Genomic DNA, 14,777 nt, shown 5'->3' with positions numbered 1-14,777 from the left:
GACGTATGACCGTGGCCAACCGCCGCATTGCTGTCTACCCGGGCACCTTCGATCCGATCACCAACGGTCACATCGATCTGGTGAACCGCGCCGCACCCTTGTTCGAGAAGGTGGTAGTGGGCGTGGCGCAGAGTCCGTCCAAGGGGCCGACCCTGCCGCTGGAGCAGCGCGTGCAGCTGGCCCGCGATGCGCTGGGCCACAACCGCAACGTGGAAGTGCGTGGTTTCGATACCCTGCTGGCGCATTTCGTGCGCTCGGTGCAGGGCGGGGTGCTGCTGCGCGGCCTGCGCGCGGTGTCCGATTTCGAATATGAATTCCAGATGGCGAGCATGAACCGCCATCTGATCCCGGAGGTCGAGACCCTGTTCCTGACCCCGGCCGAGCAACACAGTTTCATTTCGTCTTCGCTGGTCCGCGAGATCGCCCGTCTGGGTGGCGACGTGTCCGGCTTTGTGCCGTCCGCCGTGCTTGAGGCGCTGCGCAAAGTCCGTGAAGCGAAGTCGGCCCAAGCGTAGTACCTGTCAGACCCATACATACCAAGAATCACCAAGGGAGGAATTCCATGAACAACACCATGCGTGCCATGTTGATCGCGTCGTTCGCGCTGGCCTTCACCGCCTGCAAGAAGGAAGAGGCCGCGCCGGTCGTCGAAGCCCAGCAGGCGCTGGTCGCCCCGGCTGCCGATGACGATGCCGGCTGGAAGAAGTACCTGCAGGCTGTGGCCGTGCAGAACATGGGTAACATCAGCAACAGCCCGTACCTGTACTACCTCGCCCCGGAATCGGACCCGGAATTCGCGGCCAAGTATGAGCGTCAGGTCGAAAGCGCGACCCAGGCCGTGGGCCGTGGCGTGCAGCCGGGCAACATGCTGGCCTTCGGTTCCTCGGCCTCGGCCAAGATGGCCGACATGATCCAGGCCGTGTTCAAGGACGTCTCGCCGGATTCGATGAAGGGTGTGCGCGTGGTGTTCATCGGCAAGGCCGCCGACAACGCCCGCGTCCAGTCGATCATCCAGCCGACCGGCGCCGAGTACATCTTCGTCGAAGCCAAGTAACCCGTGCAGTGGCGGCTGCGCCGTGTGCGCGGCCCGGGTGGCGCCCGCAGGGGCGTCACCGATGACCGGCCCGCGCGCCCGCGTGGGCCGGTTCTCATCCGCCGGCGCGGGCGTGGAGTAACGCCATGTCGCTGAAAATCAATGAGCTCTGCGTCAATTGCGACGTCTGTGAGCCGGCCTGTCCCAATCAGGCCATTTCGATGGGTGAAACCATCTACGTGATCGATCCGGCCCGCTGCACCGAGTGCGTGGGGCATTTCGACGAACCCCAGTGCGTGGTCGTCTGCCCGGTCGAATGCATCGATCCCGATCCGGACATTCCGGAAACCCAGGACGCCCTGCTGGCCAAGCTGCACGGGCTGCAGCGCGATCATCCCGAATTGTATGTCACGGAGTTTCTGCCCAAATGAGAACGCTGTCGCGTCGTTGGTTGCTGCTCGTCCTGTTGGTCAGCCCGAGCGTCTGGGCGGCGGAATCCCCGCAGGCGGCGCTGGCCAAACATCCTGACGGCGTGGCCGTCGCCAGTGGCCATCACCTGGCCACCGAAGCCGGCATGGAAATCCTGGCCAAGGGCGGCAACGCATTCGATGCGGCCGTGGCCGTGTCCGCCACGCTGGCGGTGGTCGAGCCGATCAGTTCCGGCCTTGGCGGCGGCGGCTTCTTCCTGCTGCACGATGCGGCCACCGGCAAGGACGTGATGCTGGACGCGCGCGAAACCGCGCCGCAGTCCGCCACGCCCGAAGCGTTCCTGGACAAGAAGGGCGATCTGGACCGCGACCGTTCGGTCAACGGTGCCTGGTCGGCCGGTATCCCGGGCCTGCCGGCAGCGTTGGTGGAACTGTCCTCCAAGCACGGCAAGCTGCCGCTGAAGACCTCGCTGGAACCGGCCATGCGCATCGCGCGCGATGGCTTCCCGGTGTATGCGCGCATGTCCAAGGGCTACCAATCGCGGCGCGCGGTGATGCAGCGCTATCCCGGCACGCGCGAGGTCTATGAGCGCAACGGCAAGCCGATCGCCGAGGGCGATGTGTTCCGCCAGCCGGAACTGGCCAGGACCATGGAGCGTCTGGCCGACCAGGGCTTCGATGGCTTCTACCGGGGCGAGACCGGCAAGCTGCTGCTCAAGGGCGTGAAGCAGGCCGGCGGCCAGTGGACTGCGGAGGAATTGGCCGGCTACCGGGTCAAGCTGCGCGAGCCGATCGCCTTCAAGTACCGCGACTGGACCATCACCACCGCCTCGCCCCCGTCTTCCGGCGGCATCGCGCTGGCGGCCATGCTGCAGATCCTGGAAGGCTGGGACCTGAAATCGCTGGACCAGGCCCATCGCACCCACCTGGTGGTGGAAGCCATGCGCCGCGCCTACCGCGACCGCACCTTCTTCCTGGGCGACCCGGATTTCGTGGACATCCCGCAGAAAGTGCTGACCAGCAAGGACTACGCGCAGGGCCTGCGTGCCACCATCCACCCGGAGAAGGCGACCCCGAGCGATCTGCTGTCGGGCAACCCGACCCCGCTTGAAGATGACGAGACCACGCATTTCTCGATCATCGACCGCGAAGGCAACCGCGTCGGCGCGACCCAGACCGTGAACCTGCTGTACGGCTCGGGCCTGATTCCGTCGGGTACCGGCGTGCTGCTGAACAACGAAATGGACGATTTCGCGCTCAAGCCGGGCACGCCCAATGCCTTCGGCGTGATGGGCTACGCGGCCAATGCGCCCAAGCCGGGCAAGCGCATGCTCAGCTCGATGACCCCGACCTTCATGGAGTCCGCCGACAAGGTCGTGGTGCTCGGCACGCCCGGTGGCAGCCGCATCATCACCATGGTGCTGCTGGGGATCCTCGGCTACGACGATGGCCTGACTGCCCAGCAGGTCGCCGCGTTGCCGCGCTACCACCACCAGTGGCTGCCGGATCTGATCGAGGCCGAGAGCGGCACTTTCGATGCGGGCACCATCAAACAGCTGCAGGCAATGGGCCACAAGATCGATCTGCCCGGCGACACCGCCGCGGGTGGCCGCGGCTCCAGCCACGTCTGGGGCAACCTGCAGACCGTGGAATGGGACCGCCGCAGCAATGTCCTCAGCGGTGGCAGCGACCCGCGCAATCCGGTCGGCAGCGCCGCGGTCAGCCAAGCACACTGATTGACCGCACAAACGAGAAACCCCGTCCCAGTGGCGGGGTTTTTTCATGGGCGATGGCTAGCGAATATTTAACGGGGCCACGACGATAATTTGCCAATGAAACTATGGTCCATCCGCGGTAACTCCCAGAAACTCGACGGTGGCGCGATGTTCGGCAATGCGCCGCGCGCGGTCTGGGAAAAGTGGGCAGTGCCGGACGATCTCAACCGGATCGAACTGGCCTGCCGTGCACTGCTCGCCAGCCCGCTGGCCGGCAAGACGGTGCTGTTTGAAACCGGCATCGGCGCTTTCTTCGAGCCGAAACTGCGGGACCGCTACGGTGTGCAGGAACCCAGCCATGTGCTGATCGAATCCCTGCGCGAGGCCGGGTTCGAGCACGAAGACATCGACGTGGTGGTGCTGAGCCATCTGCACTTCGATCATGCCGGCGGCCTGCTGGCACCGTGGAGCGAAGGTCGCGCGCCGGAACTGTTGTTCCCGAATGCGACCTTCCTGGTCGGGGCCGAGCACTGGGCGCGCGCGCTGCATCCGCATCCGCGCGATCGGGCCAGTTTCATCCCGGAACTGCCCGGTCTGCTGCAGGCCAGTGGCCGCCTGGAAATCGTCGACGGTCCGTATTCCACCGCCCTGGGCGACAGCGTACGTTTCAGCTTCAGCGACGGGCATACCCCGGGGCTGATGCTGGCCGAGATCATCGGGCCGGAGACGGTGGATGGGCAGGCGCGGGGCGGCGTGGTGTTCTGCGCGGACCTGATCCCAGGCCGCTCGTGGGTGCATGTGCCGATCACGATGGGTTACGACCGCAACGCCGAACTGCTGATCGACGAGAAGCGCAGCTTCCTGGAAGACAAACTGGCCCGCAACGTCCATCTGTTCTTCACCCACGACCCGCAGTGCGCGTTGGCGCAGGTGTCACGCGATGAGAAGGGCCGCTTCGGCACCGTGCACGAACAGGGCGAACTGAAGGCCCGCGCGCTAGCCTGACGCCTGCGGCAGGTCCGGCCGCGCACCGGCCGGTATTACCGCGCCGTGCCCGGCATTACCGGCTGGGCAACCACACCGGTAGATGCCGACCGTTGGTCGGCACGGCACCTCACGGCACCGGGCATGAATCCGGCCCGATGCGTCAATGCGCCTTTAAACAGCCGCTCATGAACGTCTTGCGCGCATCGCCGGCCAGCTTCTTCGCAGCCGCATCGGCGTTGCAGGTCTTCATGCGCTCCTGCGGCGTGCTCGCCGCCGGCGCCGGAGCGCTCAGGCAGGCCTTCTGCGCGGTCTTGTAGTCCTCGCCGGTCTTGCCTTTGTTCTTGGCCGAGCAATCGGCCATGCGCTGTTGCTGCGGCGTCGCCGCACTGACAACGGCCGGGCCACCCAGAAGCAGCAGACAGGCCAGCAGGGACAAGGTCTTCATGACGCAGCTCCACGCACGGGTTGAGGATGCGCGCAGCTTCTGCCCGGGCATGGCTAGGCCGTGTGAAGCACCGGCGGCTGGTGGTGACCGCCGGTCGGAACGAGGGAATCAACCGACCACGCGGGTCCCGAAAATCCGATCGCCGGCATCGCCCAGGCCCGGCAGGATGTAGCCCTTCTCGTTGAGCTGGGCATCGATGGCGGCGGTATAGATCTCCACGTCCGGATGCACGGCCTGCACGGCGGCGATGCCTTCCGGCGCGGCCACCAGGAAGATCCCCTTGATGCGGCGTGCGCCGGCACGCTTGAGCATGTCGATGGTGGCGATCAGGGTGCCGCCGGTGGCCAGCATCGGGTCCAGGATCAGCGCATCGCGCTCTTCCAGGCGGCCGGTCAGGCGCTCGAAGTAGGGCACCGGTTGCAGGGTTTCCTCATCGCGCTGCAGGCCGACCACGCTCACGCGCGCGGCGGGGATCAGCGAGAGCACGCCACTGAGCATGCCCAGGCCGGCGCGCAGGATCGGCACGACGGTGATCTTGGCCCCGGCGATGCGCTGCACCGTCACCGGGCCTGCCCAGCCGGCCATGGTGTGGGCTTCGGTATCCAGATCGGCGGTGGCCTCGTAGGCCAGCAGCCCACCAAGCTCATTGGCCAGCTCGCGGAAGTCCTTCGTGCTCAGGGACGCATCGCGCATCAGGCCGATCTTGTGCTGCACCAGCGGATGGCGCACTTCGACGATTTTCATGGGGGAATGACTGGCAAAGGAGAGGCCGATAGTGTGCCGCAACACCCCACCGAAGCCAAAAGCCGACGCCGCCACCGACCGTTCGATGTCCCCGGTGTCATCCCCATGAAACCTCCCGGACATACCGTGCTGACCCATTCTTTACACAGATTGGGGAAGGCAGTGCAGAAGAAGCGTCCGTTGGTCCTGGCGATCAGCCTCTCGTTGCTGGCGGTGATCACCCCGTCGGCCCATGCCGCCGAAACGCCCGATGGCGGCACGGTGGCCGGCAGCGCCGCCGCCGCTGCCGCCGCCATCGATCTGGACCGGGTCGAAGTCCGCCCGCAGCTGGAGTCGCAGACCCGCGCGGTCGACCTCAAGCGCAGCAGCGATGCGATCGAAGACGCGGTCTCCTCCGATGCCATGGGCGTCTACCCCGACAAAAACGTGGCCGAATCGCTGCAGCGCCTGCCCGGCGTCAGCGTCACCCGTGACCAGGGCGAGGGGCGCTTCGTGGTCATCCGTGGCCTGGATGCCAACCTCAACAGCGTCAGCGTGGATGGCATCGCCATCGGCACCCCGGAAGACTCCAGCCGCGCTGCACCGCTGGACGTGATCCCCTCCGACTCGACCGAGCGCCTGCGCGTGGTCAAGTCGCCCACCCCGGACATGCCGGGCGATGCCATCGGTGGCGCGATCCTGGTCGAGTCGGCCTCGGCGTTCGACCGCGAGGGCCGCAACCTGCGCGGCAAGATCGAGGCCAGCCACCAGCAGCTCTCCGGCAATACCAGCCCGAAGGCCGCGATCAACTACAGCGAAGTGTTCGCCGATACCTTCGGCGTTGCGCTGGGCGTGAATTACCAGAACCGCAAGTTCGAATCGGACAACACCGAAGTGGAGTACGGCGAGTTCGACGGCGGTGCCGAAGACGACCTGTTCGCCACCAGCCTGCAGCAGCGCAAGTACGAGATCGAGCGCAAGCGTATCGGCGCGAACCTCAATCTGGATTGGCACCCGGATGAAGACAATCGTTATTACCTGCGCACGCTGTACAGCCAGTTCGACGATGCCGAAACCCGCCAGCGCACACTCTTCAACTTCGGCGATGGCGAGGTCACCGCGCTGGGCAACAACCAGTACCGGGTGGACGACCTGCCGGCCGATGCGATCCAGAAGCGCATGCGCTATCGCACCAAGAAGGAAAACACCTTCACCACCAGCGCCGGCGGCGAGAACCGCCTCACCAATGCGGTGGTCGATTACAAGCTGGGCTACACGCGTACCGAAGAGCGCGTCAACGATGAGATGGAGGCGCGCTTCGAGTACAACGGCGATGACCTCGGCGCCAGCGTCGATCAGAACAGCGGCATCCCGCGTTACACCCTGACCAGCGCGCAGTGGATGGACAACGGCAACTACGATTTCGATCGCTTCGTGGTGTCGCCCAAACAGGTCAACGACAGCGAGCGCAGCGCGCAGATCAACGTGCGCTTCGATGGGGATTCCTCCAGCATCAAGCTTGGCCTGCTGGGGCGTTGGCGCGATCGCGACGTCAATGTCGACGAGCGCGAACTTCGCGTCGGCCCGGACGTGGCGCTGTCGGACTGGACCACCGCTACCCCCGATCACCGCGGCGGCAGCCTCGGCCAGGGCATGAGCTCGGATGCCATGCGCCGCTACTGGGCCCAGCATGGCGGCCAGTACAGTGCCCGCCCTCAGGATACCGGCGGCAATGCGCTAACCTCGCTGGAAGAGGACTACACCGCCAGCGAAGACATCTTCGCCAGCTACGCGATGGGCACCTGGGATGTCGGCGCGCTGCGCATCATCGGTGGTGTCCGCGTGGAGAACACCCAGTTCAGCGCCACTGGCAACAGCGTGGACGTGGTACCCAATGGCCGCAGCTTCACGGTCACCCCGTTGAGCGTGAGCCGCAGCTACACCAACGTGCTGCCCGGCCTGCACCTGCGCTACGACGCCGGCGATGACTGGGTGCTGCGTGCGGCCGCCAACAAGACCGTCTCGCGCCCGTCGTTCGGCGATGTGGCACCGCGCGTCGGCCTGAGCCGGGGGGATGAGGAAGTCCGGATCGGCAATCCGCAGCTGGATCCCTATGAATCCAGGAACATCGACCTGTCGCTCGAGAAATATATCGGCAGCACCGGCATCGTCTCGCTGGGCGTATTCCACAAGTCGATCGACGGCTACATCGTCAACACGGTGAGCAACACCGATCCGGCGTACCCGGGGTACGAGGTCACCCGGGTGATCAATGGCAACAAGGCCACGGTCAAGGGCGCCGAGTTCAACTGGCAGCAGCAGCTCGCCTTCCTGCCGGCCGGCTGGGATGGCCTGCTGGTGGGTGCCAGTGGTACCTGGCTGGATACCGATTTCGACCCCGGCGTGGCCGGCCGCGAGCGCGATGACTTCATGCTGCCGCGTGCCTCCAAGCACGTGTACAGCGCGCACCTCGGCTATGAGAAGGCCGGCTTCAGCACGCGCGTGGCAGCTGTCTACCGCAGCGAGTATCTGGATTCACTTGGAGACAGCCGCGCCTATGACATCTATGTGGCGCCCAACACCCAGCTCGATTTCAGCATGGACTACAAGATCACCTCGAACGTGAGCGTCTACTTTGAAGCGCAGAACCTGCTCGACAAGCCGCTGGAGCTCTACCAGGGCGTGCGTTCGCGCACCCTGCAGAACGAGGAATATGGCCGCACCTACGCCCTTGGCCTGAAGGTGGCCCTGTGATGCGCGCGTCCCATGGTCTGAGCCTGCTCGCACTGGCGCTGTTGACTGCCTGCCGGCCGGCGGCTACGCCGCAGGCTGCTGCACCCGCTGCGTCCCCGACGGCCGCCGACGCCTCCGCACGCGATGTCGCCACGGTCGCCGAGGCGTTCCTGACCCCGATGACCCCCGAAGACAACATCGACTCGCCGGCCAGCTGGACCACGCCCGAGGGCCAGGTCTGGTTGATCGCAACCGCCAAGGCCACCGACAAGCTGGTGGTCTATGACGGGCAGACCGGCGCGAAGCTGCGTGACGTTGGCAGCCTTGGCACCGCCCCGGGCCAGTTCGACCGCCCCAACGGCATCGCCGTGGTCGATGACCTCGTGCTGATCGTGGAGCGTGACAATCACCGCGTGCAGGTCCTGCAGCTGCCAGACTTCAGCCCGCTGGGCGTGTTCGGCGCCGACGATCTGCGCAAGCCGTACGGGCTGTGGGTGAACAAGCAAGGTAACGGCTACGACGTGTACGTCACCGATTCCTACGACGCGGGCGAAGACGCGCAGGGCAACGACGTGCTGCCGCCGCTGGCCGAACTGGACAAGCGCGTGCGTCGTTACGCGCTCACCCTGGAGGGCGGCAAGGCGCAGGCCACGCTCACCGCCAGCATCGGTGATACCACCGAGGCCGGCGCGCTGCGGGTGGTCGAATCGATCTGGGGCGACCCGGCCAACGACCGCCTGCTGATCGCTGAAGAAGACGAAACCTACGCCAGCGAGTTCAAGGTCTACACGCTGGAAGGCCGCTTCAGCGGCGCCACGTTCGGCCGCGATGCCTTCCAGGCCCAGGCCGAAGGCGTGATGCTGCGCACCTGTGGCAAGGACGGCTGGTGGATCACCACCGAGCAGGGCAAGCAGCGCAGCGTGTTCCATCTGTTCGACCGGCACAGCCTGAAACATGTCGGTGCATTCCAGGGTAATACGGTGGCCAACACCGACGGCATCTGGTCGATGCAGGCACCGTCCGCGCGCTTCCCGCATGGCGCGCTGTATGCCGTGCACGATGATCAGGGCGTGGTGGCCTTCGACTGGGCGAGCATCGCCAAGCAGGTGTCGCTGCCGCTGGAGTGCGGCGCGTGAGCCGCGTTCCTGCCGCCTTGACCGCGCTGACGATGGCGCTGCTGCTGTGCAGTGGCAGCGCCGTGGCAAAGAAGGACGCCGAGACCGGGGCCGAGCCCAACACCCAGGTGCCGGCCGGCAACCGGCACTACGCAGCGACCGGCTTCCCCGACCGCCTGGTCGCCTCGCCGGCACAGGACGCGGCGCGCGGCTTCTCGGTGGCGTGGCGGACCGATACCTCGGTCAAGGCGCCGGTGCTGGAATGGGTGCTGGCCGGTGATTCGCCGGATGTGGGGACGCCCACCCGCATCTCCGCCAGCACGCAGGCGCTGACCACCGAACTGGGCACGTCCCATCATCACCGTGCCGACATCACCGGCCTGCAGCCGGACACGCTGTACCTGTGGCGCGTGCAGGGTCAGAACACCTGGAGTGCCTGGAACCAGCTGCGCACTGCCGGCCGTGCCGACCAGCCGCTCACGCTGTTGTACTTCGGTGACACCCAGAACAAGAACCTCAGCCACGTTTCGCGCGTCATGCGGGCCGGCATCAAGGCCGCCCCGGATGCACGCCTGAGCCTGTTCGCCGGTGATCTGGTCAGCGGTGGCGACGGGCAGGATGACAGCGAGTGGGGCGAGTGGTTCGCCGCCGCCGGCTGGCTGCCGCAGGAAACCGCGGTCGCCCCGGCAATCGGCAACCATGAGTACGTCGAGGAATTCGAAGACACGCCGCAGGAGCGCCGCGTGCTCGGCCGTCACTGGCCGGTGACGTTCGCATTGCCACGCAACGGCGTGGACGCCGCCGACACCAGTACCTACTGGTTCGATTACCAGGGCGTGCGCATCGCCGTACTCGACGGCACCTCCGCGCTCGATCTGGGCACCGCCAAGGCGCAGGCCGCCTGGCTGGACACGGTGCTGGCCGACAATCCGCACCCGTGGAGCATCGTGCTGCTGCATCAGCCGTTCTATTCCCCGCGCGAAGGCCGCGAGAACGCCGAACTGCGCGATGTGCTGCTGCCCGTGGTGCGGCGCCACCAGGTCGATCTGGTCCTGCAGGGCCACGACCACACCTACGGCCGCCGTGGCGAAGGGAAGGGTGCGACGCCGCAGTTCGTGGTCACCGTGGCCGGGCCGAAGCAGTACCGGCTCTCGGACGAAGCCCGTGCCACCATGGCGCCGGTGGGTGAGGACACGCAGCTGTTCCAGGTCTTGAAGATTGATCCGAGCCACCTGCGCTACGAGGCACGCACCGTCACCGGCCGCCTGTACGACGGCTTCGAGTTGACACGTGGCGCCGATGGCCGCAAACAGAAGGCCGAACTGACGCAGGGACGCATCGCCCCCCGTGACTGCACGCGCGCCCAGACCCTGAAGGGCCGCGCCGACCGTTGCTGGGAATGACCGACCGGCCGGGCCGCTGCGGCGTGCCCGGCCTTCCGTGGAGATCGAGATGATCCATCGCCGTTCCATCGCGCGGGCCGCCTTGGCCACCTCGCTGCTGCTGCTCGCCGGTGCCAGCGTGGCCGGCAACGCGGTGCTGCACCCGTTCCTTGCCGCGCAGCCGAAGAATGCTCCGGAGGAGGTGAATCTGGCCGTGGAGATCCCGGCCGGCAGCTTCACCAAGTACGAGATCAAGGACGACGGTCTGGTGCATGTGGATCGCTTCCAGTCGATGCCGGTGGCGTACCCGGCCAACTACGGCTCGATGCCGCGCACCCTGGCCGGCGACAACGACCCGCTGGATGCGCTGGTGCTGACCCGTGAGCCGCTGCATCCCGGCGTGATCGTGCGGTTCCGTCCGATCGGTTTCCTGAAGATGGTCGATGACGGCGAGCAGGACGAAAAGGTCATCGGCGTGCCGACCGACAAGATCGACCCGACCTACGCCAGCATCCGCGATCTGGACGATCTGCCGCTGATCGAGCGGCAGCGCATCGAAGCTTTCTTCCGGGTCTACAAAGACCTGCCGGCCGGCCGCACTCCGGTCCAGCTCAATGGCTGGGGCACTGCTGCCGAGGCCAAGGCGCTGATTCGTGCCTCCATGCAGCGCTTCGATGCGCAGCAGCGGCGCGCGAAGGGCGATTGATCAGCCACGTGCGATGCCGGGCGATCACGCCCGGCCCGCAGTCGCCTTGTGCAGCCGCCGCAGGAACACGGCCATCTCCTTGACCGCCTGTTTGTCGCCGTTGGTCCCGGCCACAGCACTGCCTTCCTGCCACGCCTGTGCCGCCGCGTCGGTATCGCCGGCAGCCAGATGCGCCTTGCCCAACCATTTCCAGCCCGCCGAGTAGCGCGGGTCCTGAGCGACACAGCGCTGCAGATGGATGACCGCCTCCGCGGTGTCGCCCGCATCGAGCAGGGCCTTGCCCAGGCCGAAGCGGAGCAGGGCGCTGTCGCGACCACGTTCGAGCAGACGTTGCAGTGCGGGGATATCCATCGATGTCTCTACCGTGCAATACCGGCGCCCATCAACGCCCGCCGGCGGCCTGGTAACGGCGCGCGACCTCAGTCCAGTCGATCAGCTCGAAGAAGGCGGCGATGTAGTCCGGGCGCCGGTTCTGGTAGTTGAGGTAGTACGCGTGTTCCCATACATCCAGCCCCAGGATCGGCGTGCCACCGGAGAGGCCGGCGAACTCGCCCATCAACGGGTTGTCCTGGTTCGGGCTGCTCTCCACCGCAAGCTTGCCGTCCCGGTTCAACGTCAACCACGCCCAGCCACTGCCGAAGCGGGTCTGCGCGGCCTTGGTGAAGGCCTCCTTGAACGCGCCGTGGCCGCCGAGGTCACGCTCGATGGCGGCGGCAACCACATTGTCCGGTTGGCCGCTGTCCGGCGTCAGGACGGTCCAGAACAGGCTGTGGTTGGCATGTCCGCCGCCGTTGTTGCGGACGGCGTTGCGCACCCCCTCGGGCAGGGACCCGATATCGGCGATCAGTGCATCGATGTCGGTGCTTTCGATGCCGGCATCGGCGAGTGCCGCATTGAGATTGGTGATGTAGGTCTGGTGGTGCTTGGCATGATGGATTTCCATCGTGCGTGCATCGAAGTGCGGTTCGAGTGCGTCGTAGGCGTAGGGCAGGGCGGGGAGGGTGTAGGCCATGGATATCTCCGGAAGAGCAGGTGGGGGCGGTGCCGGCACGCAGCACGGGGATGCCACGATAGAACCTCAAGCGTGATTGAGGTCAAGCGCGGCGATGTGGAACAGTGCGGGCCATCCACGCGCGATCGCTGCCTCTCCTTCACCTGCACTGGCTATCATTGCCTGTCGAATCTTCCGGGGTAGTCTCGTGTCGGTAGCGTTGGTGTGGTTTCGCCGTGACCTGCGGTTGCAGGACAACCCGGCCCTGCAGGCCGCTCTGGATGCCGGCCATGTGCCGGTACCGGTCTACATCCATGCGCCACACGAAGAAGGCGACTGGGCGCCCGGTGGCGCGTCGAACACCTGGTTGCACCGCTCGTTGGCCGCGCTCGACGCGGACCTGCGTGCGCGCGGCTCGTCGCTGGTACTGCGCCAAGGCGACAGTCAGGCACAGCTGCAGCAGCTGATCGAGCAGACCGGTGCGGGCGCGGTGTACTGGAACCGCAAGTACGAGCCGGCCACGCAGCCGCGCGATGCGAAGATCAAACGGGAACTGCGCGAGCAGGGCATCGAGGCCGAAAGCCATAACGGCAGCCTGATGTTCGAGCCGTGGGATGTGGCGACCCAGCAGGGCGGCCCGTACAAGGTGTTCACCCCGTTCTGGCGCAATGCGCTGACCCGTCTGCAGTTGCCGGCCCCGACCCGCTTGCCCGAGCGGCTGCCCGCGCACAGCGCCAGCGGCGAGAGTGTCGACGCGCTCGACCTTGCGCCCTCCATTGCGTGGGACCGGCAGTTCTGGACGCATTGGCAGCCCGGCGAGGCGGGCGCGCACGAGGCGCTGACCGTTTTCATCGATGGTGCCCTCAACGGCTATCGCCAGCAGCGTGATCTGCCGGACCGGGTCGGCACCTCGCTGTTGTCGCCGCACCTGCATTTCGGCGAGATCGCGCCGTGGCAGATCGCGCGTCGCCTGCAGGGCGAGCGCAGCGCCAGCCGCGATGCGGATATCGATGGCTACATCCGCGAGCTGGGCTGGCGTGAGTTCTCCTACCACCTGCTGCATCACTTTCCGCAGACCCCGGACCACAACCTCAACCCGCGCTTCGATCAGTTCCAGTGGGCCACGCCGGACCCGGCGGCATTGCAGGCTTGGCAGCAGGGGCGCACCGGCATCCCGATCGTCGATGCCGGCCTGCGTGAGCTGTGGGCGACCGGTTACATGCACAACCGCGTGCGCATGATCGTCGCCAGCTATCTGTGCAAGCACATGCGCCAGCATTGGCGCGCAGGTGCGCGCTGGTTCTGGGACACACTGGTCGATGCAGACCTGGCCAACAACACCATGGGCTGGCAATGGGTCGCCGGCACCGGTGCGGATGCCGCGCCGTACTTCCGGATTTTCAACCCGGTCACACAGTCGCAGAAGTTCGACCCGCAGGCACGTTACATCACTCGTTGGGTGCCGGAACTGGAAGCGCTTCCGTTGAAGGCCCGCTTCGCACCGTGGCAATCGCCGCAGCTGCTGGCCGAGCTCGCGCCGGGCTACCCGGCATTGCCACTGGTGGATCTGAGCGAGGGTCGGGATGCCGCGTTGGCAGCGTATCGGCATACCGGCGGGGCGTGACCGGCGTCCCGGAAAGGTCGCTTTCGCCGTAACCGTTTACCTGAACAGGGAGCTGCCGGGCGTGCCATTCATCATGCCGGCATCGCGTTGGGCTGTTTATGCTCTTCACGGCCCGCACGCCGGCGCCGTCCGGTAACCAAGGAGAAACCTCATGATTCGACCCGCAACCCGCAACGTGGCCCTGGCCCTGATGACTGCTGCCGCCCTGACGGCCTGCGCCACCGGTGGCTCCTACGTGCAGAGTGACCAGTACGGCAACCCCGTTGAACAGCAGAACCGCACCGGCCGCAACGCGTTGATCGGCACCGCGGTCGGCGTCGCCGCCGGCCTGCTCAGCGGCAACAGCGCCACCGAGCGCCGCCAGCACGCCATGATCGGTGCCGGTATCGGCGCACTCAGCGGCGCGGCCGTCGGCCAGTACCAGGACCGTCAGGAACGCGCGCTGCGCGAACGTACCGCCAACACCGGTATCGACGTCTCCCGTAATGGCGACAACCTGGTCCTGAACCTGCCGGACGGCATCACCTTCGATTTCGGCAAGTCCACGCTGAAGCCGCAGTTCTACAGCTCGCTCAACGGCGTGGCCAGCACGCTGGCCGAGTACAACCAGACCATGATCGAAGTGGTCGGCCACACCGACAGCATCGGCAGCGACGCAGTCAACAACCGCCTCTCCAAGGAACGCGCCGACTCGGTCGCCGCCTATCTGGCCGGCCAGGGTGTGCAGCGTGCCCGCATCGAAACCCTCGGTGCCGGCAAGGCCTACCCGATTGCCGACAACAACACCGATGCCGGCCGCGCGCAGAACCGCCGCGTCGAGATCCGTGTGATTCCCTTGCAGCAGTAACAGCGCGCCAGCGCGCTGTTATTGCGTGTTGCGAGCCCAGGTTCGCAA

General features: G+C 66.3%; 15 protein-coding genes. 11 read left to right on the top strand and 4 right to left on the bottom strand.

Going from position 1 to position 14,777, the window contains the following annotated elements:
• Window positions 1–5 precede the first annotated feature (5 nt).
• The 5 genes from coaD (at window position 6) to AC1DIQ_RS07830 (ending at window position 4,181) form a co-directional block, all read left to right on the top strand.
• Window positions 6–515: a pantetheine-phosphate adenylyltransferase gene (gene coaD, locus AC1DIQ_RS07850; protein WP_121041888.1), complete on the top strand. Its 510-nt coding sequence runs from the start codon at window positions 6–8 to the stop codon at window positions 513–515.
• A 47-nt stretch (window positions 516–562) separates the two neighbouring features.
• On the top strand, window positions 563–1,054 hold the full coding sequence (locus AC1DIQ_RS07845) for a hypothetical protein (protein ID WP_019183240.1): 492 nt from the start codon (window positions 563–565) through the stop codon (window positions 1,052–1,054).
• A 125-nt stretch (window positions 1,055–1,179) separates the two neighbouring features.
• Window positions 1,180–1,464 carry a YfhL family 4Fe-4S dicluster ferredoxin gene (locus AC1DIQ_RS07840; protein ID WP_070427136.1) on the top strand — a complete coding sequence of 95 codons (285 nt, stop codon included), beginning with the start codon at window positions 1,180–1,182 and terminating at the stop codon, window positions 1,462–1,464.
• Window positions 1,461–3,197 carry a gamma-glutamyltransferase gene (gene ggt, locus AC1DIQ_RS07835; protein ID WP_121041890.1) on the top strand — a complete coding sequence of 579 codons (1,737 nt, stop codon included), beginning with the start codon at window positions 1,461–1,463 and terminating at the stop codon, window positions 3,195–3,197. Before AC1DIQ_RS07840 ends, ggt begins: the two co-directional genes overlap by 4 nt.
• Window positions 3,198–3,293: 96 nt before the next feature.
• The gene (locus tag AC1DIQ_RS07830) at window positions 3,294–4,181 is read left to right on the top strand and encodes an MBL fold metallo-hydrolase (RefSeq protein ID WP_121041892.1); all 888 of its coding nucleotides are present in this window, start codon (window positions 3,294–3,296) and stop codon (window positions 4,179–4,181) included.
• Window positions 4,182–4,323: 142 nt separating this feature from the next.
• Here the strand turns inward: AC1DIQ_RS07830 and AC1DIQ_RS07825 are convergent, their stop codons facing one another.
• Together AC1DIQ_RS07825 and upp are read right to left on the bottom strand one after the other, a co-directional pair.
• Entirely contained in the window at window positions 4,324–4,608 is a 285-nt protein-coding gene (locus AC1DIQ_RS07825; RefSeq protein ID WP_121041894.1) for a PsiF family protein, read from the bottom strand.
• Between the two features lie 108 nt (window positions 4,609–4,716).
• Complete coding sequence (gene upp / locus AC1DIQ_RS07820; protein ID WP_121041896.1) at window positions 4,717–5,352, bottom strand: uracil phosphoribosyltransferase; 636 nt, start codon at window positions 5,350–5,352, stop codon at window positions 4,717–4,719.
• 162 nt (window positions 5,353–5,514) lie between these two features.
• Here upp and AC1DIQ_RS07815 point away from each other — a divergent pair, with 162 nt between their 5' ends.
• From AC1DIQ_RS07815 to AC1DIQ_RS07800, 4 genes are read left to right on the top strand one after another with little or no spacing between them, the layout of a single operon-like run.
• Complete coding sequence (locus tag AC1DIQ_RS07815) at window positions 5,515–8,085, top strand: TonB-dependent receptor (RefSeq protein ID WP_478049777.1); 2,571 nt, start codon at window positions 5,515–5,517, stop codon at window positions 8,083–8,085.
• On the top strand, window positions 8,085–9,200 hold the full coding sequence (locus tag AC1DIQ_RS07810; RefSeq protein WP_152151580.1) for an NHL repeat-containing protein: 1,116 nt from the start codon (window positions 8,085–8,087) through the stop codon (window positions 9,198–9,200). The genes AC1DIQ_RS07815 and AC1DIQ_RS07810 overlap by 1 nt, the downstream gene beginning before the upstream one ends.
• A 32-nt stretch (window positions 9,201–9,232) precedes the next feature.
• Window positions 9,233–10,582 carry a purple acid phosphatase family protein gene (locus tag AC1DIQ_RS07805; protein WP_183073789.1) on the top strand — a complete coding sequence of 450 codons (1,350 nt, stop codon included), beginning with the start codon at window positions 9,233–9,235 and terminating at the stop codon, window positions 10,580–10,582.
• A gap of 49 nt (window positions 10,583–10,631) precedes the next feature.
• Window positions 10,632–11,267, top strand: coding sequence for an inorganic diphosphatase (locus AC1DIQ_RS07800; RefSeq protein WP_478049776.1), 636 nt, complete (start codon window positions 10,632–10,634; stop codon window positions 11,265–11,267).
• Window positions 11,268–11,291: 24 nt separating this feature from the next.
• On the opposite strand, the gene AC1DIQ_RS07795 is transcribed toward AC1DIQ_RS07800, so the two are convergent.
• Together AC1DIQ_RS07795 and AC1DIQ_RS07790 are read right to left on the bottom strand one after the other, a co-directional pair.
• On the bottom strand, window positions 11,292–11,618 hold the full coding sequence (locus tag AC1DIQ_RS07795) for a tetratricopeptide repeat protein (protein ID WP_478049775.1): 327 nt from the start codon (window positions 11,616–11,618) through the stop codon (window positions 11,292–11,294).
• 31 nt (window positions 11,619–11,649) lie between these two features.
• On the bottom strand, window positions 11,650–12,279 hold the full coding sequence (locus tag AC1DIQ_RS07790; protein WP_152151586.1) for a superoxide dismutase: 630 nt from the start codon (window positions 12,277–12,279) through the stop codon (window positions 11,650–11,652).
• 187 nt (window positions 12,280–12,466) lie between these two features.
• Between AC1DIQ_RS07790 and AC1DIQ_RS07785 the strand changes: the two genes are divergently transcribed.
• Window positions 12,467–13,882 (top strand): cryptochrome/photolyase family protein, encoded by a 1,416-nt coding sequence (locus tag AC1DIQ_RS07785; protein WP_478049774.1) that lies wholly within the window; start codon window positions 12,467–12,469, stop codon window positions 13,880–13,882.
• A 151-nt stretch (window positions 13,883–14,033) separates the two neighbouring features.
• Window positions 14,034–14,729, top strand: coding sequence for a YiaD family glycine zipper/OmpA-like lipoprotein (locus tag AC1DIQ_RS07780; protein ID WP_088432184.1), 696 nt, complete (start codon window positions 14,034–14,036; stop codon window positions 14,727–14,729).
• Window positions 14,730–14,777: the final 48 nt, after the last annotated feature.

Source organism: Stenotrophomonas sp. 05L413 (assembly GCF_056397945.1).
This window is presented reverse-complemented; position numbering and strand designations above follow the sequence as displayed.

Bases quoted from the DNA above. Each gene is read 5' to 3' on its own strand.
- upp (WP_121041896.1), bottom strand. From the start codon at position 5,352: ATGAAAATCGTCGAAGTGCGCCATCCGCTGGTGCAGCACAAGATCGGC.
- AC1DIQ_RS07830 (WP_121041892.1), top strand. From the start codon at position 3,294: ATGAAACTATGGTCCATCCGCGGTAACTCCCAGAAACTCGACGGTGGC.
- AC1DIQ_RS07790 (WP_152151586.1), bottom strand. From the start codon at position 12,279: ATGGCCTACACCCTCCCCGCCCTGCCCTACGCCTACGACGCACTCGAA.
- AC1DIQ_RS07825 (WP_121041894.1), bottom strand. From the start codon at position 4,608: ATGAAGACCTTGTCCCTGCTGGCCTGTCTGCTGCTTCTGGGTGGCCCG.
- AC1DIQ_RS07805 (WP_183073789.1), top strand. From the start codon at position 9,233: ATGGCGCTGCTGCTGTGCAGTGGCAGCGCCGTGGCAAAGAAGGACGCC.
- coaD (WP_121041888.1), top strand. From the start codon at position 6: ATGACCGTGGCCAACCGCCGCATTGCTGTCTACCCGGGCACCTTCGAT.
- AC1DIQ_RS07795 (WP_478049775.1), bottom strand. From the start codon at position 11,618: ATGGATATCCCCGCACTGCAACGTCTGCTCGAACGTGGTCGCGACAGC.
- AC1DIQ_RS07800 (WP_478049776.1), top strand. From the start codon at position 10,632: ATGATCCATCGCCGTTCCATCGCGCGGGCCGCCTTGGCCACCTCGCTG.
- AC1DIQ_RS07840 (WP_070427136.1), top strand. From the start codon at position 1,180: ATGTCGCTGAAAATCAATGAGCTCTGCGTCAATTGCGACGTCTGTGAG.
- AC1DIQ_RS07845 (WP_019183240.1), top strand. From the start codon at position 563: ATGAACAACACCATGCGTGCCATGTTGATCGCGTCGTTCGCGCTGGCC.
- ggt (WP_121041890.1), top strand. From the start codon at position 1,461: ATGAGAACGCTGTCGCGTCGTTGGTTGCTGCTCGTCCTGTTGGTCAGC.
- AC1DIQ_RS07780 (WP_088432184.1), top strand. From the start codon at position 14,034: ATGATTCGACCCGCAACCCGCAACGTGGCCCTGGCCCTGATGACTGCT.
- AC1DIQ_RS07810 (WP_152151580.1), top strand. From the start codon at position 8,085: ATGCGCGCGTCCCATGGTCTGAGCCTGCTCGCACTGGCGCTGTTGACT.